The sequence below is a fragment of the Halioglobus sp. Uisw_031 genome (assembly GCF_047729875.1).
Lineage (GTDB): Bacteria > Pseudomonadota > Gammaproteobacteria > Pseudomonadales > Halieaceae > Marimicrobium.
In genome coordinates this window covers 2,935,730-2,954,852 of record NZ_CP159826.1, presented here as the reverse complement: position 1 = coordinate 2,954,852, position 19,123 = coordinate 2,935,730, and the positions used below count along the sequence as shown (strand labels likewise).

Genomic DNA, 19,123 nt, shown 5'->3' with positions numbered 1-19,123 from the left:
TGAAGGTGATAACGTACAGCAGTCGTTTTAACATATCTTCTTTGCGTCAAGCGCCGCACTCCTCAGGGAGCAACTCATTACTCGCCTCGATCGCTATCTCAGTAAACGTGTCGGTATCAAACGCAAAGACGTGCGCCTGCTGTTGGCGCAGGGCCGCGTCGAAATTGATGGTGAACGCGCCAGCGATGTAGGACACATTATCACTGCATTTTCGCACGTTAGTGTCGATGGAAAAATTAGTCAGAACAGGTCTCGCCGTTATCTCATGCTCAATAAGCCAGCCGGTGTGGTGAGTGCCACCGTGGATACCCAGCACACTACTGTGATCGATTTGTTAACCGAGGACTATCGGGCAGAGCTGCATATCGTCGGTCGGTTGGATTTTAATGCCACCGGGCTGATGTTGCTGACTAACGACGGTCAGTGGTCGCAGAGTATCAGCCAGCCAGCAAGAAAATTACTGAAGCGCTATCGGGTCACTGTGGAAAATCCACTCACGCCAGAGTACGTTAGCGAGTTTCAGCGGGGTATGTACTTTGCCTATGAGGACATTACCACACGCCCGGCTGAGCTCACTATTCTCAGCGATTACTCTGCGGAAGTCGGGTTAGTGGAAGGCCGCTATCATCAGCTCAAACGCATGTTTGGTCACTTCGATAATAAGGTGTTGAGTATTCACCGCATTGCGGTCGGGGCGTTACAGCTAGACCAACAGCTGCTCGCTGGACAGAGCCGCGACCTAACGGTTGCTGAAGTTGGGTTGATTTCCAGCAAAAAAGTGATTAAGTCCGCTGTTAGCGCAGAAATCTAGCGGCTACAGAGGAGTCTGACTTGATTGCCGCTGTGGTTTGAGATCCAGCACAGAGGACTTGGCGCGCTTCCACAGATCTTATTGAAAGGGTTTGGCTCGCCGGCAAATAAGCCGGCACTCTCTATCGCGTAGGCGCCCTCTATTGTCTGCTGTTCTCCACTCTGTCTTGAACTGTTGCAGACATTATTGTCCGGCGGTAGTGCGAAAAAAATGTAGTCGATACGACTTCTCACATTAAGCGCGGGGCTTTCAATCGCGTCCAGACGGCTACTGCGACCAGAAGTACATCCGATGCCTGTGGTGGAATTGCATTCAGCCTCACCGGCGGCTAAATGACTATCCAGCCAGCCATGATTTGTCATAGCCAGATATTCGGTGCTATTTGGTACCGCGTTGAAATCTCCAGCAATAAGTGCCAAGTTCTGCGAGCCTCGGGTTTGTTCGACATAAAGAATGAGTTGCTCTGCCTGACAAGCGCGCACGGTATCGCCCTTGTTGCATTCAATGGGACAGTAATCCTCATCGCAGACGTTGGTTGCAAAATCGGAGCCGGAGGCGAGGTGAGTGTTGTAGACATCCACCTCACCGGACGGATGGTCAATTCGAGCGTGCAGTACATGTCGAGCGAAGATCAGAGCGCCAGTCACTTCATTATATAATGGGCCATACAATATCCGGGTGCCTGTCTGTAAGACCGGGTAACGGCTTAGGATGAGTTCCTCGTCTATCTCGGAAATAGCCACCGCTAAAAGTGGCTCATAGACTATCCGGTAATCGAACCCGCAAGCGGCTGCTAGGTTGGGCAATTCCGCTACTATAAGCGCTAGTATGGATTCTACTGGCTGACCTTGAGAGGTCGGCGCGAAGTCGCTGTTAATCACCTCTTGCAGGGTGACAAGGTCAGGACATCCCTCTGCGATCAAATGCTCCGCTAGCAAAGCAATACGCTCGCGAATTCGACACTGCTGTGTGTCAGTGTCTGGTGAATCGCAATCAAAACCGTGCAGCAAATTTAGATTGACCAGTGTGACAGAAGTATTCGATGTCGCGTGACTACCATTGTTATCGCAGCCACCCAGCGCGATGATGACGGGTAGCAGAATAATGGATAAACACGTAGTGGCTTTCATTAGATACGGCCGCTCTCAGGATGCAGTGGTCTTCCCCGCGCCGCCTTCTTATATGCCTCCGGCAAGCCACGACTGGATTTTACGCCAAAGGCGGTCAGCGGTGTCTTGATCATAGCTGTCGTCGCTGCTTTTTTCCACTTGCCAATCTTTTCTGGTCGTTTCCAGGCGGCAACCCACAGAAACCCATGCCGACCTCTCTTTCAATGCTGTTCCTACTAGGCCTGAGTAAGCTGCGTAAAGCCCGAGTCTTCTCAAGCCCCCCTAATACGGGTTTTTATTGGCGGGTGATTGTACGTCGCCAGACCTTAGGAGCCGTTTGACGCTCTTCCTGAGAGACACATAAACGTGAGCCAGCAGAGGCTTTACGCCCTCATTTTATCGCTCATCGGCTTCCACTGTACTCTGATCGGCTGGCCGGTGATTGAGTCCACGCCACTGATTTCGACATAGTAGCCCTCTTTGTCTTCGGTCCGCTGCGCTAATGACGCTAAGTAACCCTCCACTCTCGTATAGTTTTGCTTGATACGATCAACATCAATCTTTTCAGGCTTGTGCGAGTCTATAAACTGCTGTGCAGCCTCGTTGATATACATGGGACTATCTCCTTTTGATGCTTTTGATGTTCGCTTGTGTCCCGCAGTGTAGCGACGATAGCGGCTTGTGCCAAGGTGATGGAGCGCGCGAACGAACGCTAGATAGAACGTCTCTGGACGCTCATCAATTCATCCCTCTGGTATCTGTAGCGCTTTGGTGGTTGCCTTCTGTGGCGGCTGTTCTGTTGGCTCCTTTGAATGCTGACACCCACGCATCAACTAGCGAGAGGCTATGATCCAAAATCAAGCTGTGCTCTTCTCTATAGTAGGCTGATAGTTCAGTCTGCCTGCAAATAGAATCCCCACGGCTTTGATCTGAAGCGCTAAATCGGATATAAGAATAGACCGTCGGTTTGATCATTTTCGGAGGCCAGCACGATTTGCGGCTATTAGTCTGCGACCTGTTACACTCTTAGACGCTTAGTGCTTATGAACGCATTTGCCGGCGAGGTCAGTGCAAAATAAATAGAAAGAGGATAGTTTTTTGGACGATATATTGGGTTATTCAGGCAAGACAGTGGTCATTACCGGCGCGGCCTCGGGTATGGGGCAGGCTGCTGCTCAACTGCTTGTGGATTTAGGCGCACAGGTTATAGCGCTAGATATCGCACCGGTTACGGTTTCGGTGGCGAGTGCCATCAAAGTCGATATGAAAGATCCAGCCTCGATAGACGCAGCCGCGCAAGCAATTCCCCAAGAAATTTATGCGCTGTTCAATTGCGCAGGCGTTCCTTGCCCCCCCTTTTCAAATAGGGACACGCTGCTCATTAATTTTGTGGGGCTGCGCTACCTGACCGAAGCACTGCTTCCACGCATCGCCGAGGGTGGCGCGATTGCCTCGATTGCCTCAACCGCAGGTATGGCCTGGAAAGGCAATTTAGAGAATGTGAAGACATTTTTGCAGCTGGATAATAGTTTTGAATCAGCCAATGCTTGGTTTGAGAAAAACCCTGAGGCCTGTGCAGATGCGTACGGATTCTCTAAGCAGTCGATCATTGTGTACACGATGACCCAAGCAAAAGCGCTGGCACAAAAGAGCATCCGTATTAATTGTATCGCGCCTTCCCCAACGGCCAGTGGATTTATGGATAAGCTAAAAGGCGAAGGGAAAATGCCAGATGAGTTGGTTGATCTTTTTTTGCCCTCAAATGGCCGCTATGCCACCGGCGCTGAAATGGGAGAGCCATTGGTTCTGCTGAATAGCAAGTTGGCCAGTTTTGTCAGTGGTAATAACCTGCCTGTAGATTTCGGCTTTTGCGCTGAGGTGTATATGGGCCAAAGAGACGATCTATTAAGTATCTCTCAGTAGATTCTGTACGTTACTTTTACCCCGTTGCGAGCTGATAAAAAATGCCTGAATTCTCCATAACGCCCGATGCGCTGAGCGCAGAGCAGTTAACGAAGTATCTGAAAGCCAGTGGTGCTCTGGGTGACGGGCGGGTGGTGTCTGCCCAGCAGAAAATCATTGGTACGGGCAAGATGGGTGACAATGCACGGTTTACGCTGTGTTATGAGGGAGACCAAGAGACTGAACATGGCCGCGCGCCGGATACGTTAATCGCTAAGTTTCCAGCCGCAGACGAACATGCGCGAGCGATGGCGGGTGCCCACGGGGCTTACTACAATGAAGTGATGTTTTATCGCGAGCTTGCGGCGAGTACTTCGATGCGTACGCCAAAGATCTATGGCAGCGAACTCAGTGATGATCGCTCGTCTTTTTTGCTTCTGATGGAGGACATGGCGCCCGCAGAGCCGGGAAATAATCTGCTGGGTGAGTCGCGGGAGCATGCTTCCTTAGCACTTGGGCAGGTGGCCAAACTGGCCGCGGCCTTTTATGACGATGCCAGTCTGGAAGATCGGGATTATGTCGTGTCCGCAGCGCGGGATGATGGCGGGGCGTTTGCTCAGTCACTTATGGAGCAGTGCTGGTCAGGTTTTGTAGACCGCTTTGGTCACGGTCTTACACCGCAATGTATCGCGTTTGGTGAGCATTATGTGGGTAATGTCTGTCACTTTGTGACTCGCTATCAAGGCCCGAAAACACTGATACACGGTGATTTCCGCAGTGAAAATATTCTCTTTACCTCGGGTCAAGCGGCCACAGTCGATTGGCAGACAGTCTCTGAGTCCTCGGCGCTAGCAGATGCCGCGTATTTCCTGGGTGGCAGTGTTAGTGCTGAGGACAGGCGACTGTGGGAGCATGATTTAATAATAGAATATCATCGTAGTTTGGGGGAGGAGGGCGTGGAGATTCCTTTTCAGGAATGCTGGGAGCAGTACCGAGAATACTCCATGCACGGTTTGATGATCATCGTTTTGGGTGCTAGCTTCAGTAGTGCAGATGAGCGCAGTGACCGCATGTTTCTGACTTTGATTCAGCGCCATTTGCAGCACTGTGTGGACGTTAATGCCGCAGAGTTTTTGCCGTAAAGGTTGTTGTGAATTTAGCGTGTCGCCCCTAGGTCTCTTCAATTCTTATGAGGTGTAGCCCTTTGGGTTTCGCCTTAGGACTTAATTTGTCTTGCTGGTGCTCCTGCAGATAGCGCGCAATATCACCGAGCGTCACCTGCCCTTTGACGAGTTCATGCAACGCTCCCATGAGATAGCGAATCATGTACTTTAGAAATCCGTCACCGATAATTTTTAGATAATAGACATTATCTGCCAGTGGCAGAAAATTCGCTTTATGAATATCGCAGTAAAATATTTGCCTAATGGTTGTGCCGGCATTGCTCTGGGGACTACTAAAGTTGTAAAAGTCATGTCGGCCCATAAAAAGAGCACAACCGGAGCGCAGTAATTCAACGTCACCTTGCTCGTTATCGTCCATTGGTAAATGCAGCGCAATATCTGAAGTCGCCACATTATCAACCGGTGAAATTGAAAAATAGTAGTGGTACTCTTTTTTGGCACTGGCTTTATTAGGCTGATAATTTTTTGTTGATGGTGCGCAATCTAGGATGCGGATGTCGGCAGGCAATAAAGAGTTAAGCCCTGATAACAGGTGATCGGGAGTGATTTCCATAGGAAGAGTAATCTTTGCTATCTGACCCTGTGCGTGAACGCCACCGTCAGTGCGACTGGCGGCTGCAATGGTGCATGTTCGATGCTTCGCTATCTTTTTTAAGCAGTTTAAAATAGTGCCTTCTATTGTGGCCTTCTCCTCATGCGAGGTATCTACAGACTGTGCTTGCCAGCCAAAATAATGCGTTCCCTTGTAGGCAATTGTTACTCGAAAATAGTACATAGCCGTATTGTGTGTCTCATCGGTTCAAGTCTGTAGGGAAGTGTTGCGTGGATTAAATCGGTTTGCCTATAGGCGTTAGAGGCGACAAAGCGTAGCCGGAATATGTTGTGGCGACGCAAATCGGCATTGGTCCCAGTGCGGTGATAAAAAAATGCGCGATATTGCGTGTGAATGAGCCTCTTAACAAGATTTTTTGCTCAGAAATCGTTGGCCTAATGTTCTGAGCGAGTATCAATAATTAAGGCGGAGGCTCCAAAATTCCTCACGTGTCTTCATTTAGCCAGTCTAAAGCCGCTGCTTCATTGTCAAAATATTTTGCGTCACCAGACACAAACCAGGAGCCAATTTTTGCGGCCATCTCTTGCCAGTTTTTATTGCCATAAATCGCAATTTTTACAAACTGAGTGCCATGTTTTACACCCAATTTGAAATCATCCCAAGCGGCTCTAACTTCCCAGCCCTCAAGCTCTGTTAAGTCGATTAACGCTCTAATGTGTGGTTGCTTGACCTCTATTAGAGCCGAATCAAGCATGGGCGTAATTTTTTCGTAATCTTCATGAGTGAGCTTTCCTGATAACTTCAGTGTTAGGAAAAAATCACTGTCAATTCTCTCAATCCCAATTGTAATACCGTGTCTTTGAATGCTCATAATGAGACCTCATCGTCTTCCTGAATGTGCAGGCCGCCCTAAGTTCTAGTTTATACCAAATTATTGCGCACGGAGGTAGCCTCAGTGGGTCGCCGGGCCACTATCTGTGCAATAGCCTGCTGCTGGCCACTGGATTCGCTGATGCTCTGTCCCTCAAAGTGATGCAAAATTTCCCAACCGTCAAAAATAGTCTCTAGTTCTCCTGACTGTAGTAGGAAATGGGGGTTGGTGGGCCGACCGAAGCGCGGCTGATTGACCGTATAGGTCTCGTAAATCACCAAGCCTCCAGGGTGCACCGCGCGCTTGATGGCTGGCATGAGCGGCCGATGAAGATACCGAAATACCAGAATGACTGAGAATGAGAGACCTTTCAGCGGGTCGCTTTCGGCATCCTCAAAGTCTACACACCAGTAGCGGGCTAATCTGTTGGCTTGGAGACGTTTCGAGACGTGATCTAACGCGTGTTGCTGGCGATCGGCAAACGTAACGCGTTGGCCTTGGGTGACCAGGTAGAGGCCATTGCGCCCGCTGCCACAGGCGAGATCTAGTGTTTGTTCGGTGAACCCCGATTCAAGGATGGTGGGCAAAGTCTGCTTGACTAAATGAGAGGCTTGCATCGGCGGTATGGTATCAGATTGATGTCGTGTCTAGGTGATTTCATCCCAGGACGGCGAATCGGCTACGGATTTTGGAACAAAGTTCCAGCGCTCGCGTAACGCTTCGAGCGGCTCAGATGCGACTGTGAAGAAGTCGAACATGTGGTAAGTGTCAAACGTGCATTCGCGACCCCGCCGCAATGCATCTGCGACCCGCTCCGGCCCTCCCGGCTTTTCCAGGATGTGATCCCCATGGAGACCGGTTAGGGCGCTGGGCATAATGCCGCCCTGATAGAACGCGAGTTGACCGGCGATGAAGGTGAGCGCCGCGCCAGGGTCGTCCGTCGTTGTCATGCGAAAGGCGCCGACTTCAACCTCACCCATCGGACTCGTGCCATAGTCGCATAAGACATGAACCCAGTCGTGATGTGACTCGCCCTTGCTGGCTGCGCCAGGGGTGCCCGGATAGGCAAAGTTGCGCTGCTTATAAAAGTCCCAGACACCTCTGCCTAGGCTTCCGGGCGGGCAGTGTTCTAGAGCCGCCCAACGAGCGCTCTCGAGTGGATCGGCGGTGATCGTCAGAGCGAACGCCCGGGCACCGTTCGCTTCGATGAGTGCGGAGAATGCCGGGTCAATCTCTGTGCACGCACCCCAAAAGCCATTACGGTAGAGGTCGTATTGCGCACGGGCTTGGGCGCCTTGGGCGAGCTCGCGGGCGACCGTCAGATCGATGTCGTTCACGCCAAGGTCGGCTGCCCAGCGATCGATCGAGTCGCTCAGTTTTGCGGGGATCTCGTGGAGGCAGAGCTCGCAGATGAGCATCAGATCGACGATTTCGCGGCGCTGCTCGGCATTGGGGAACGCTGCCGCAACCTCGTCGATCGTCGCCGCTGGCAGGGTGCGAAAGTCCTCATCGAAGTTGAATAGCGCAGAAAAGATCGCACCCAGCAGCTGGGGCTGAACATCCAGTGCCCAACCGCTCTCCCTGCAGGCGCCGACGATAGCGGCGGCCATCATCGGGACCTGAGACGTATTGATGTGTTTGAAAAACATAACGTTATTATACACCTCCAGCCGCTGTCGAGTCATCCACCAGGTCTCTGTATGAGGCCACTGTTCAACACGCAAGCAAAGGATTGGAGCAGGCCTGCATCATCAGGTTGTCAGGAAGCGGTCTGAAGGCTATTGTGTGCAGCCTCAACGGTGTCGCAAAGAGGCTCGAATGAAAGAACTAGACGGTAAAACAGCAATAATCAGTGGTGGGGCAGAGGGGATTGGCCTCGGCATAGCGCAGGTGCTTGGTCGCTACGGTATGAATATTGTGATCGCAGATATCAATGCTGAGCAACTGGAAAAAGCAAGGCAGAGCCTTGAACAGGCCGGCACGCCTGTGTTGGCAGTAAGCCTGGATGTTGTCGCAGTTGAGCAGTGGCGCAAGGTTACTGAGCAAGCGGTGGATCGATTTGGCAAGGTTCACATGCTAGTGAACAATGCCGGTGTAGGAGGTGCCCCAAAGCCCATTGACACCAGCAGCGAGCAAGACTGGCGCTGGGTCGTAGACGTGAACTTGATGGGTGTGGTCAACGGCGCGCAAACGGTCATTCCGCTAATCAAGGCGCATGGTGAAGGCGGGTGGGTTGTGAATGTTGCCTCAATGGCCGGCTTTGTGCCGCTGCCTATGGCGAGCGCCTATTCAGCGACCAAAGCGGCGGTGGTTGCCATGTCTGAGTCTTGGCACGCTGAATTGCAAGACCAGAATATTCATGTTGCTGTGCTTTGTCCGGGCTTTGTTAAAACCCGCATTAACCTTTCACAGCGCAATAGGCAGGCGCAGTATGAGTCTGATGACAGTTTACAAAGCGGCTCAAAACTACAAGCTAAGCTCGGCCAGCAGATGCAAAGCGTGCTCGATGCTGGTGCGCCGCCGGAGCTAATAGGGGAGCGTGTGGTTGAGGCCATTGCAGCAAAAGAGCTCTATATTGTGACGCATCCTAATTTCCGCTCAGCAGTAGACGCACGCTTTTCAGCGATCACTGAATGCTTTAAACGCGCTGAGTCCAGTCCGCTATTGGCCGATATCGTTAAACAAAAGATCCCAGGTTTGGATTGAGACTGAAGCCCACGCATGTTTGCGCACAACCACTATTTTTGGAATAAGGAAGACAGACTATGTCAGAAGCACGAGAGCTAGGTATTATTGTTTACGGTGCAACGGGGTATACGGGTCGTCTCGTGTGCGAGTACTTGAACAAGCAGTATGGCGTTGGAGGTGACGTGAGTTGGGCAATGGCTGGGCGCAGCCAGGACAAGCTAGAGCAAGTGCGGGACGAGATGGGTATTCCTGTCTCTGTGCCTTTAATCGTAGCCGATGCAAGCTCTTCGTCATCCGTCGATGCATTGGTGCAGCGCGCTCAGGTGATACTGACTACGGTGGGCCCCTATCAGCTCTATGGAGCTGACGTGGTGCGCGCTTGCGCCCAAGCCGGAACCGACTATGTTGATTTGTGCGGCGAGCCTGCATGGATGCATGACATGATCACGGCCCACGGCGAGGCGGCGAAGGCCAGCGGCGCGCGCATTGTTTTTTCTTGTGGTTTCGACTCCATACCCTTTGATCTGGGCGTATTTTTCTTGCAGCAAGCGGCGCAGGAGAAAATCGGCGGCGTAGTGAGTCGCATTAAAGGCCGTGTGCGTTCGATGCAAGGCACGTTCTCCGGCGGGACACTCGCCAGCTTCAAGGCGACGATGGCGGCGGCGGCTAAAAACCCCGAGATGATCAACGTACTCATGAATCCTTTTGCGCTTACCGAAGGCTTTACTGGCCCGGAGCAGCCTTCCGGTTTTGCACCCATCTATGAGGAAGATCTCGGCAGCTGGTCTGCACCCTTCGTCATGGCAACCATTAATACCAAGAACATTCACCGTTCTAATCTGTTGTTGGACCACGCCTATGGCGAGAACTTTGTTTACGACGAAATGTTGCTGACGGGGCCTGGCGATTCAGGCGAAGCCATTGCCAATGCTGTCGCGGCAGACAAATCAATGGCTGAAAACCCGATTAAGCCCGGGGAGGGCCCCACGAAAGAAGAGCGCGAGAACGGCTTCTACGAAGTCCTGTTTGTGGGTTCAAATGCAGAGGGCAAAACAGTCAGTGCCAGCGTCAAGGGTGACAGAGACCCGGGCTACGGCTCCACCAGTAAGATGATTGTGGAAAGTGCAGTGTGCTTGCTGCTGAATCCAGACACCAAGAACCGGGGTATTTTAACGCCCGCGCCAGCGATGGGCTCTTTACTGATTGACCGTCTGCAAGCGAATGCGGGGCTAACGTTTCAGATTGAAAGCTAGCGCGCATTGCGTGCTGCTTGATGCGGTTGCTTATTCGCCAGACGTCTGCTGCGCCCGGTAAAAACGGGTCCCGACGTGAAGTCTCAGACGCCGACGTTTGCCAATTCATTAGGTGCGCTTTGTTTAACCACAAAGGCAAACCCGAGTAATAGAACCAGCGCGGCGATGCATACCCACAGGGCAGCGGCATAGGTGTCGAAGTAGTCTAGCCCGAGGCTGAACAGGGCCGGACCAATGGCACTGGCAAATACCATAATCGAGGTGCAAAGACCGGTAATTTCGCCAAGGTGGAGTGGGCCAAAGTTGCGGATAAAGGCGAGGTTGGATGTCACAGACCAGAGTCCGCCGCCTATTCCGAAACCAACGACCAGTGCGGCGTAGCCCCAAGTGTGCTGTAGATGCAGCAGTCCTATCGCACCCAGCAGGAAGCCCCCCAGCATGACAATCATAAAGGGCTTGAGGGAACGCTTATCGACCAGCCACCCGCACAAGAGGTTGGTGGCGGTGGCAAATACGGCAGTAGGGAGAAAATAAGCGAAGGCCTCCGTCTGACTGCGGCCAGCCGCTGCAAATATTGAGACAATGTGAAAGGTTACTGCTGTGCCCAGTAGCGAATGGATACCTAAGCTAAGCGTCGCCAGCCAGAAGACAGGGGTGCGTCGTGCCTGATCAAGTGTCGCGCTGGGCCGCAAGCGGGCTACAGGTACTTGATCTTCGTGAGTGTGCCCGTCAACCAAAACACCACAGGATCGAGGGTTGTCTCTGAGAAAGACCAAAGCGATGCCCGCAAAAACCAGACACACAAAGGCGAGTTCCCACAGCGCTTCATGCCAGCCGGCTCTAACGATAGACCAGGCAAGTACCAAAGGTGCTACGGAAAACCCGAAACTCACGAACACGCCCCTGGCGCTAGTCACAAGCCCGCGGCGCTCTTCAAACCAAACCAGCAAGACATTGCGCGAGGCATTGGTCAGTATGCCCTGACCGAGAAACCGGACACCAAAATAGCCTAGAGTGATCAACAGAAAGCTCACCACGACGCCGCCACCGAAGTGAACGGCAAGGCTGTCAGACACTGAGATAAACAGCACCATGATGGCGAGGCCTGCACTGGCGGCGGCCATCGTCACGCGCCCACCCAAGCGATCGTACCATCGGCCTGCGCGGGTTAGGAACAACGATGAGCCTACGGTGCCGATCAGATAAGCCATGGAAAGCTGAGTACGGCTTAAGTGCAAAGCCTCGATCAGATAATCGGTAAATACCGCCATGCCCATGGTTTGCCCAGGGATGCTGATGAGAATACCCAGGGCGCTGAATCCCCAGATAACCCAGCCGTAATAGAACGGCAAGCGGCGGACGTCGAAGGGCCAGTTCGATCTGATGGGTGATTCTGTCTGTGCGGTCATGGGGAGATAAGATGGCTTTAGCAGGTAAGGTGGACTATTTGACCATATCGGTGACTCGACGGCACCTGCAATCTAGCGGCTACTGACCACCGGCATTGTTGTAGGAGACGTGAGGCTGACTCTTACTGCCTACTCGCCGGCCCCCACCGCTCAGAAGCCATCCGGCTCTAACTCGCTCACTTAGTGAAGGCCGATGCAGTGCCTTCAAGAAAGTACTCGGCCTGCTGATAGCCGACGCTGCCCTGAACGCAATGGCTTTTTGAGGTTAGCGTCGAGTCGCTTAGCACCGGGGTTCTTATCTCTCTTTTTCTCAGTCATGTCATCGCTGCGGGATGAGAGCTTAAGATTAGGCTCTCCTAGTCTTAATATTAGATAGCGATTACTCTGCTACGGGGCATTTCCCCACTGTCTTCTATGATCATCTGAATCACCTTCGATTTTGGCACTCCCTCAGCCAACAACTCTCTGGCATATTCCTGCTGACGGGGGGTGAGATCGAACATCACTCCAGACTTCTCTGGTGAACTGCCACTAACAGATACAATAGGCCTTGTGCCTTTGTGCTTTGTGTCAGCTTCATCAAATGTCTTGGACATAATGCGCTCCTTAATAGTGAGCGCCCAGTTTACAAGGGATGGAGTGTATAAAATGTAAGGGTTATCACCTATAGAAGTGTTCACTGTCGGCCTGCGCCAACAGGCCGCTTACATCATCCGTTCGTGCAGGTTAAACAGAATCCAAATGGTGCCGCCAACCATTAAAAACAAGATGAGGCTGGTAAAGAGGACGAGCTGAAGATCGTCCCGGTGAGAGTGCCAACTGATGTGCAGAAAATAGCGAAAATGCACAACGATCTGCGCCACCGCCAATACCGCAAGCGCAAGCAGTCGCTCGAAGTGCGGTAAAATCTCGAAGATCACCAGCCCGAAAGCCAAGGCGGTCAGCATGAGTGCCAGTAGGCCGCCGATGCAGTAGGACTTTAAATCCTGTGCGTACGTTTCGACGTGTTCGTCAGTCATTGCGTCGCCCTTCATAGTGCCACCCCGAATAAGTAAACAAAGGTGAAAATACAAACCCACACGATATCCAGCATGTGCCAGAACAGCGCGAGACGCATCAGTCGCAGTTTCACCTCGGTGGTGCGACCCAGTACCAGCAACTGCACCAGCATCACGATCATCCAACACAAACCGGCCGTCACATGGATGCCGTGGGTTGCCACCAGCATATAGAAGGCTGATAGGAAGCCACTGCGTTGAGGCACAGCCCCCTGCTGCGTCATTATCCAGAAGTCGCGCACCTCCATACCAACGAAGCCCGCACCTAAGCAAAACGTCAGGACTAACCAAAACACCAGGTGCAGCCTATCGGCTTTGTACTTCAGAGCCAGCGAGGCCATGCCAAAGGTAATACTGCTGCTCAGCAATAGCATTGTTTCGATAAAGGCGCTGGGAAGATCGAAGACATCGGTCGGGCTGGGGCCGCCCGCCTGACCTTGCACGCTCATGCTGGCATAGGTCGCAAACAGTATGGCAAACAGTACCAGGTCGGCCATCAGGAAAACCCAGAAGCCAAAAATGACGGGCTCGGCCTCGTCGTGGCTGTACTCGTCGGTACTGCCCAGGTTCAGTCCTGGGTGGAGAAGTGACTGCCGCTTCATGCGAGTACCTCCGCGCGGCCGACATTGGCGCTGGTATCTTCCTGTTCACGGGGTGTAGTGGCGCACTCTCGTACCTGCTGCAGCCAGGCTTCATGGTCTGCACGCACTTCGCTAGCCGGAATGACCCGCTCTGTTTCTGTGACAAAGCTCCGCGCTATCACCGCGCCCCATATGGTGACGAAGCCCAAGGCCACCAGCCACCAGATGTGCCAGACCAGTGCAAAACCCAACGCAATTGCGCCAACACCGATAACGGGGGCCACTATGCTATTTTTGGGTACAACAATGTCTTCGTAGGCGGTTGGCGAGGCGTAGGCCTTACCCTGTTCTTTGAGTCGGGTGAAGGCGTCCTGTCCTGACACCTCGGGAATGACGGCAAAATTGTACTCCGGCGGTGGTGCGCTGTTAGACCATTCCAGTGAGCGGCCATCCCAGGGGTCACCTGCGGGTACGCGCCGCTGGTCGCGTTGGCGTACGCTAACGACCAATTGCACGCACAGAAAAATGAAGCCCGAGAACAGCAGCAGCGCACCGACAAACGCCACCTGCAGCCACCCCAGATACTCGGGTCGGAACCATTCCACGGTGCGACGCATCGCGCCCATCAGGCCCAGCGCGTAGAGCGGCATAAAGGTCAGGTAAAAGCCTATGGACCAGCACCAGAAGGACGCCTTGCCCCAGCCCTCTGCCAGGCGGAAGCCGAATGCCTTGGGGAACCAGAACTGGTAGCCGGCGATCATGCCGAACAACACGCCGGGGATGACCATATTGTGGAAATGTGCGACCAGAAATAGGGAGTTGTGTACCGCGAAATCCACCGGCGGGTTGGCCAGAATCACCCCGGTCAGTCCGCCGATCACGAAGGTCACCAGAAACATAATGGAAAACAGCATGGCCGTGGTCAAGCGGATGCGTCCGCGCACCATCGTGAGCAACCAATCATACACTTTCACGCCTGTCGGCACGCCGATGAGCATCGTCGCAATACCAAAAATGGCATTCACGTTGGCGCCCTGACCCATGGTAAAGAAGTGGTGCAACCACACGGTAAAGGACAACACCGCAATCGACATGGTGGCAACGACCAGGGATTTATAGCCGTAAATGGTTTTGCCGGAGAAAGTAGAGATGACCTCGGAGAACACTCCGAAGGCGGGCAGAATTAAGATGTAGACCTCGGGATGACCAAACAGCCAAAACAGATTGGCGTAGTTCATCATATTGCCGCCCAGATCATTGGTGAAGAAGTGGAATCCGGCGTAGCGGTCCAGCGCTAGCATCAGGGTCGCAATCGTCAGCGGCGCCATCGCAAAAATCATCAGGACGCTGGTGCACAGGCTGGTCCAGCAAAACAGTGGCATGCGAAACAGCGTCATGCCAGGAGCGCGGTTCTTGTAGATTGTGGTGGCAAAGTTCACGCCTGTTAGCGTACTGCCGATAGACGTCAGGCTGATAGACCAAATCCAGTAATCCACGCCCTCGCCCGGGCTGAACTCGATGCCAGTGTAGGGCGGATAAGCTGTCCAACCTCCGGTTGAGAACTTGCCTACCACGAGAGAGATCATCACCAGCGCGGCACCGGCGGCGGTCAGCCACAAGCTGATGGCATTGAGCAGCGGGAAGCTCACGTCGCGGGCGCCAAGCTGCTGCGGCATGACATAATTGATCATGCCGGTGATAAAGGGCATCGCCATAAAGAAAATCATGATGCTGCCGTGGGTGCTGAACAACTGCCCGAAGTGGTCGGGCGTCAAGACCCCCGGGTCGTTCACGGCGATGGACTGTTGGTAACGCATCAGCACGCCTTCGATAATCGCTCTGGCGAGCATGACGAAAGCGACCACGATATACATGATGCCGACTTTTTTGTGGTCGACACTGGTCAGCCAGTCGAACCACAGTGTTTTCCACCCTCGGTAGTAGGTGAGCAGCGCCGCCACGGTGATCATGCCTAGCACCAGAACGCTGCCGGCGGCCCCGTCGATAAACTCGCTCATGACCGGGTTTTCGAAGGTTTGTACGAAAGAAATGTCTTGGGGAGTTAGCGTCCCCAGTAAAGAAAAACTCGATTCAACAGTCACAGATCAGTTCCATCCGCTTTCATGTGGGGGTGGCCACCGGTGAAACCCGCTATGACCCCGGTGAATAGGCCTTCAGCAACGCTGCCGAAGGATTGCGGCGCCGGCAGCACCGAAGGCTTCGCCAACAGAGCCCACGCGGCTTGATTGAGTGGCGGCTTTGAGTCGCTCATCTTGGTTGCCCACGCATCGAAGTCGGCCTGACTCACCGCATGGGTGATGAACTTTTGGTTGGCGAAGCCCATGCCGTTGTATTGGGTGTTCAGGCCGCGAAATTGGCCCGGCTCTGAGGCGAGCAGATTCATTTGCGTCTCCATGCCCGCCATCGTGTATATCTGGCCACCCAAGCGCGGGATCATGAAGGACTGCATCACCGTGCCGCTGGTCAGGCGAAAGCGCACCGGCCTGCCTGCCACAATCATCACCTCGTTTACCGATGCGATGTTCTGATCGGGGTAAATAAAGACCCATTTCCAGTCCAGTGCTATCGCTTGTATTTCCAAGGGCGCTTCTGCGGCAGCCAAGGGCTTGTAAGGGTCCAGTTCGTAGGATTGATGCCACAGATTCCAACCCAGTACGACAACGATCACCGCGGGCAGCCCCCAAATCAGGATCTCCAGTGGCCAGGAAAACTCCCAGTTTGGCTGGTATGACCCGCTCTTGGTGCGCAGGCGGTAGCGCCACAGCGTCCACGGCAGGGCGATAAAAAGCGGTACGATAACAACAGCCATTACCATCACGATGAAAATAAGATGATCGCGCAGTGCCTCGGCGATCGGTCCGGCGGGGTTGATGAAGCCATTGCTAGCCGTGGCGGCGACGCTGAGCATCAGCAATAGCAATCCTCCGGCGCTTTGCACGAGTATTTTGGTCAGTTCTTGATGTCGTCGCATGGATACCACATTTTGTATTGTATTATATTGTTCGGGCTGGGCCAACGCATCTCGCCAGGGTATCTCTACGTCACAGTGACCTGTCTAATGCAGGTCTGTCCAGTATAACCAAAAAGGGAATGTTAATCGCGCCACATTCTCAATCTCCGAGTTGATAGTATCACGTATTTTAGCAAGACTAACTAGCGCGCCCAACACTAAAATGTAGGCGGAGTAGGGGTCGCTATTGGTTGCCTGAGTCTTGTTCCTCTACCGCTTGATCAAATTGAATAGCGCACCGGCTATGATCAGTCCACCACCAACATAGGTCCATAGTGAGGGCAGTTCGGCAAACACTGCCCAACCCAGTATCACCGCAAAAATAATCTGAACATAGGAGTAGGCGGCGGTCTTTCCCGCGGTCCCATAGCGCATAGCATGGGTGAGGCCGAGTTGGCCTATCTGCGTGAATATTCCCACCATGAGTAACAGCACCAGAGACTGTCCATCGGGCATGACGAATTGATCGCCTAAAATCGCCACGGAAAGCGGTAGTGCAACGAGTGGAAAGTAAAAAATGATGACGGACGCGTCCTCCTCCAGACTCAATCGTCTGACCAGCACATACGCCACTGCACTGCCAAAGGCACCCAGCAGTGCAACAGCGACACCGAGTGACGGTAGGGCAGGTGCCGCGCCAGTGAACACGCCGGGCTCTACCATGACAATCAATCCCGCGATGCTAAACACAATGCATATGACGGTCGAGCGCTGAATACCCTCTTTGAGTAACAGTAAGCCTAAAAGCGCTGTGAACATCGGGTGCATGTACTGTAGTAAGGTGGCCTCTGCCAACGGCAGGGTCATCAATGCGTAGTACACGCAGATCAGGGCGAGCGATCCCACAATGCCGCGAGCGGCCAACAGTGTGCGATGTGTTCCCCACACAGACAGGCCTTTTCTGCGCACATCGATATAGCTAAGCACCAGCGATACCAATGCGCGTGCCGCGACGATTTCCAACAGTGGGATGCCGCGGGTCGACACCAGCTTGACGCAGGCGGCCATGAGCGCAAAACCCAAGGCAGACATAAGCATATAACGCGCGCCGGTGAGTTGGGCCTTTGGCTGCGTAGAAGTTGTAGTCACGTATTACTCGAAGGCTTGCCTTGCGGATTAACGCATTCACATGCGGACCAGTTGGGGCACGACGCAGTATCGGAGCCCGGTTCAGAAGATTTACTAATTGACGTCATCCATCATGTCAAAGTTTACTTTCATGGCGCGGGGCAAAAGCCACTTATCTAAGTCGCGGGCTAGCATTTCTTCAAGGCTTCGCACGTCCTCCCCAAACCAGTCACAGATTTCTCCAGACAGCTCCTCACTCAATTCCAGTTCATAGCTGTCCTGTATTGCCAAAGCGTTCTCTAACTGCTGCCCACTTAGTTTTTTTAGCTTGAAATCACGGCCTCGTCGCTTCTGCACAGCGGTAATTTCTCCATTTCTATGTGTAATATGATCATATATGTAGGGAACCTTTTGAGCCTGGTTAGCATGAGGCAACTGGAGCGCACGCACAACCGGGGATTCAAAGCCAAGGAAAGCATCCAATTTACCAGAGACCTGAGGCCAGTCATCAATCAAATCTTCAAATATAACAACGTGGCAATTTTTTTTACCAAAGGTCTCAAATACATTTTCTACCAATCGGCTATATTTCGTAAAATAATATTGTTTGCGGTCCTTGAAAAAGCCACTGAAACTGACATTTATTTGCTTCCGAAAATAATCTGAACGGTCACCCAGCGAATAATGAATCCGCAAATCGTGGACATAGTGCGACCATGCACGACGAAAGGGACAGCGCAGGCAGATAATAAACTTTTTTTCCGAATCCAGTTCCGCCAACCTCACTAAGACATTTGGTTTACGGAAGTAAGAGGGCGTAAAATCGACAATATAGCCATCGAAACCCATAAAAGGGCGTCGGTAAAGGCGTTGATGAAAGTCAGCACCTTTGTCAAAGTGGCGAGCGAAAAATCCAGCCTCCTTTTTTTTCGGACAATTGAAATGCTTCGACTGTCGCAATGCAGAATCAAGCGAAGTTGTACCGCACTTCTCCACACCAATAGCAAATAAGTATTTCAAAATTGCCGTCCACCATTAGGTCTTCCAACTGATTACCTGACCACAGATCCCATTCCTGACCTACAACGAGTAGACGCTGATCTGGATCTCTTGACGCATCAGGTACAGCGGTCTAACGTTTGCATCAAAATCTATACTTCAATGCCTAAGCTGACCAGTCTAGTCGATAGACGTGGCTCCTACTAGGTCATATTTCGGGTACGCCCTAGCTCCTATCAGAAATTATCACATCACTATCCACGCGCTTTCCACATTAAAGGTCATGGGGTGACGGTCAATGCGGTGCACCCGGGGATTATTCAGACCAACTTAGCGCGTGATGCCGGCGGCCTCTTAATGACGTTAATGGGCCTCTTTGCCAATCCCTTAGAAAAAACGGTAGAGCAGGGCGCGGCGACGCAATGTTATGTAGCCGTTAATCCGGAGGCTGCAAACACGTCTGGAGAATACTTTTCAGATTGTGGTGTTGCCAAAACCTCGCCTGCGGGGCGCAATGACCGGCTGGCGAAGAAACTGTGGCAGAAATCAGAGGCGTTAGCGGCGGATTATTTGCCCTAGCCTGCGAGGCCGCAGAGTGATGCCGTG

21 protein-coding genes are annotated in these 19,123 nt (G+C 52.7%); 6 read left to right on the top strand and 15 right to left on the bottom strand.

Annotation, left to right across the window (positions count from 1 at the left end):
* Window positions 1–46: 46 nt before the first annotated feature.
* Entirely contained in the window at window positions 47–196 is a 150-nt protein-coding gene (locus ABXT62_RS13350; RefSeq protein WP_415358264.1) for a hypothetical protein, read from the bottom strand.
* Here ABXT62_RS13350 and ABXT62_RS13345 point away from each other — a divergent pair.
* On the top strand, window positions 131–811 hold the full coding sequence (locus ABXT62_RS13345; protein WP_415355774.1) for a pseudouridine synthase: 681 nt from the start codon (window positions 131–133) through the stop codon (window positions 809–811). The genes ABXT62_RS13350 and ABXT62_RS13345 overlap by 66 nt on opposite strands.
* Here ABXT62_RS13345 and ABXT62_RS13340 read toward each other — a convergent pair.
* Both ABXT62_RS13340 and ABXT62_RS13335 read right to left on the bottom strand, forming a co-directional pair.
* A complete protein-coding gene (locus tag ABXT62_RS13340) occupies window positions 808–1,941 on the bottom strand; it encodes an endonuclease/exonuclease/phosphatase family protein (RefSeq protein ID WP_415355773.1) in 1,134 nt (377 codons plus the stop codon). The genes ABXT62_RS13345 and ABXT62_RS13340 overlap by 4 nt on opposite strands.
* A gap of 362 nt (window positions 1,942–2,303) precedes the next feature.
* The gene (locus ABXT62_RS13335; RefSeq protein ID WP_415355772.1) at window positions 2,304–2,534 is read right to left on the bottom strand and encodes a hypothetical protein; all 231 of its coding nucleotides are present in this window, start codon (window positions 2,532–2,534) and stop codon (window positions 2,304–2,306) included.
* A 484-nt stretch (window positions 2,535–3,018) separates the two neighbouring features.
* Here ABXT62_RS13335 and ABXT62_RS13330 point away from each other — a divergent pair, with 484 nt between their 5' ends.
* Window positions 3,019–3,843 carry a coniferyl-alcohol dehydrogenase gene (locus tag ABXT62_RS13330; RefSeq protein ID WP_415355771.1) on the top strand — a complete coding sequence of 275 codons (825 nt, stop codon included), beginning with the start codon at window positions 3,019–3,021 and terminating at the stop codon, window positions 3,841–3,843.
* Between the two features lie 41 nt (window positions 3,844–3,884).
* On the top strand, window positions 3,885–4,964 hold the full coding sequence (locus tag ABXT62_RS13325) for a phosphotransferase (RefSeq protein WP_415355770.1): 1,080 nt from the start codon (window positions 3,885–3,887) through the stop codon (window positions 4,962–4,964).
* Window positions 4,965–4,992: 28 nt separating this feature from the next.
* On the opposite strand, the gene truA is transcribed toward ABXT62_RS13325, so the two are convergent.
* From truA to ABXT62_RS13305, 4 genes are all read right to left on the bottom strand, one after another.
* Entirely contained in the window at window positions 4,993–5,781 is a 789-nt protein-coding gene (gene truA, locus ABXT62_RS13320; protein ID WP_415355769.1) for a tRNA pseudouridine(38-40) synthase TruA, read from the bottom strand.
* Between the two features lie 262 nt (window positions 5,782–6,043).
* A complete protein-coding gene (locus tag ABXT62_RS13315) occupies window positions 6,044–6,430 on the bottom strand; it encodes an STAS/SEC14 domain-containing protein (RefSeq protein ID WP_415355768.1) in 387 nt (128 codons plus the stop codon).
* A gap of 50 nt (window positions 6,431–6,480) precedes the next feature.
* Window positions 6,481–7,047 carry a class I SAM-dependent methyltransferase gene (locus ABXT62_RS13310; protein ID WP_415355767.1) on the bottom strand — a complete coding sequence of 189 codons (567 nt, stop codon included), beginning with the start codon at window positions 7,045–7,047 and terminating at the stop codon, window positions 6,481–6,483.
* A gap of 30 nt (window positions 7,048–7,077) precedes the next feature.
* Window positions 7,078–8,154 (bottom strand): hypothetical protein, encoded by a 1,077-nt coding sequence (locus ABXT62_RS13305; protein WP_415355766.1) that lies wholly within the window; start codon window positions 8,152–8,154, stop codon window positions 7,078–7,080.
* Window positions 8,155–8,248: 94 nt separating this feature from the next.
* Here ABXT62_RS13305 and ABXT62_RS13300 point away from each other — a divergent pair, with 94 nt between their 5' ends.
* Together ABXT62_RS13300 and ABXT62_RS13295 are read left to right on the top strand one after the other, a co-directional pair.
* Entirely contained in the window at window positions 8,249–9,136 is an 888-nt protein-coding gene (locus tag ABXT62_RS13300) for an SDR family NAD(P)-dependent oxidoreductase (RefSeq protein ID WP_415355765.1), read from the top strand.
* Window positions 9,137–9,195: 59 nt separating this feature from the next.
* Window positions 9,196–10,371, top strand: coding sequence for a saccharopine dehydrogenase family protein (locus tag ABXT62_RS13295; RefSeq protein WP_415355764.1), 1,176 nt, complete (start codon window positions 9,196–9,198; stop codon window positions 10,369–10,371).
* Between the two features lie 83 nt (window positions 10,372–10,454).
* Here the strand turns inward: ABXT62_RS13295 and ABXT62_RS13290 are convergent, their stop codons facing one another.
* The 8 genes from ABXT62_RS13290 to ABXT62_RS13255 all read right to left on the bottom strand — a co-directional run bounded on the left by ABXT62_RS13290 (window position 10,455) and on the right by ABXT62_RS13255 (window position 18,538).
* Window positions 10,455–11,780, bottom strand: a complete 1,326-nt coding sequence (locus ABXT62_RS13290; protein ID WP_415355763.1) for a CynX/NimT family MFS transporter — start codon at window positions 11,778–11,780, stop codon at window positions 10,455–10,457.
* A 368-nt stretch (window positions 11,781–12,148) separates the two neighbouring features.
* Window positions 12,149–12,376 (bottom strand): hypothetical protein, encoded by a 228-nt coding sequence (locus ABXT62_RS13285; protein WP_415355762.1) that lies wholly within the window; start codon window positions 12,374–12,376, stop codon window positions 12,149–12,151.
* A 108-nt stretch (window positions 12,377–12,484) separates the two neighbouring features.
* Entirely contained in the window at window positions 12,485–12,814 is a 330-nt protein-coding gene (gene cyoD / locus ABXT62_RS13280) for a cytochrome o ubiquinol oxidase subunit IV (protein WP_415355761.1), read from the bottom strand.
* Window positions 12,811–13,440 carry a cytochrome (ubi)quinol oxidase subunit III gene (locus tag ABXT62_RS13275; protein ID WP_415355760.1) on the bottom strand — a complete coding sequence of 210 codons (630 nt, stop codon included), beginning with the start codon at window positions 13,438–13,440 and terminating at the stop codon, window positions 12,811–12,813. The genes cyoD and ABXT62_RS13275 overlap by 4 nt, the downstream gene beginning before the upstream one ends.
* The gene (locus ABXT62_RS13270) at window positions 13,437–15,521 is read right to left on the bottom strand and encodes a cbb3-type cytochrome c oxidase subunit I (protein ID WP_415355759.1); all 2,085 of its coding nucleotides are present in this window, start codon (window positions 15,519–15,521) and stop codon (window positions 13,437–13,439) included. Before ABXT62_RS13270 ends, ABXT62_RS13275 begins: the two co-directional genes overlap by 4 nt.
* Complete coding sequence (locus tag ABXT62_RS13265) at window positions 15,518–16,411, bottom strand: COX aromatic rich motif-containing protein (protein WP_415355758.1); 894 nt, start codon at window positions 16,409–16,411, stop codon at window positions 15,518–15,520. The genes ABXT62_RS13270 and ABXT62_RS13265 overlap by 4 nt, the downstream gene beginning before the upstream one ends.
* Before the next feature lie 249 nt (window positions 16,412–16,660).
* Window positions 16,661–17,539: a DMT family transporter gene (locus ABXT62_RS13260; protein ID WP_415355757.1), complete on the bottom strand. Its 879-nt coding sequence runs from the start codon at window positions 17,537–17,539 to the stop codon at window positions 16,661–16,663.
* A gap of 93 nt (window positions 17,540–17,632) precedes the next feature.
* Complete coding sequence (locus ABXT62_RS13255; RefSeq protein WP_415355756.1) at window positions 17,633–18,538, bottom strand: sulfotransferase domain-containing protein; 906 nt, start codon at window positions 18,536–18,538, stop codon at window positions 17,633–17,635.
* 267 nt (window positions 18,539–18,805) lie between these two features.
* Between ABXT62_RS13255 and ABXT62_RS13250 the strand changes: the two genes are divergently transcribed.
* On the top strand, window positions 18,806–19,096 hold the full coding sequence (locus tag ABXT62_RS13250) for a hypothetical protein (protein WP_415355755.1): 291 nt from the start codon (window positions 18,806–18,808) through the stop codon (window positions 19,094–19,096).
* The last annotated feature ends 27 nt before the right edge of the window (window positions 19,097–19,123 follow it).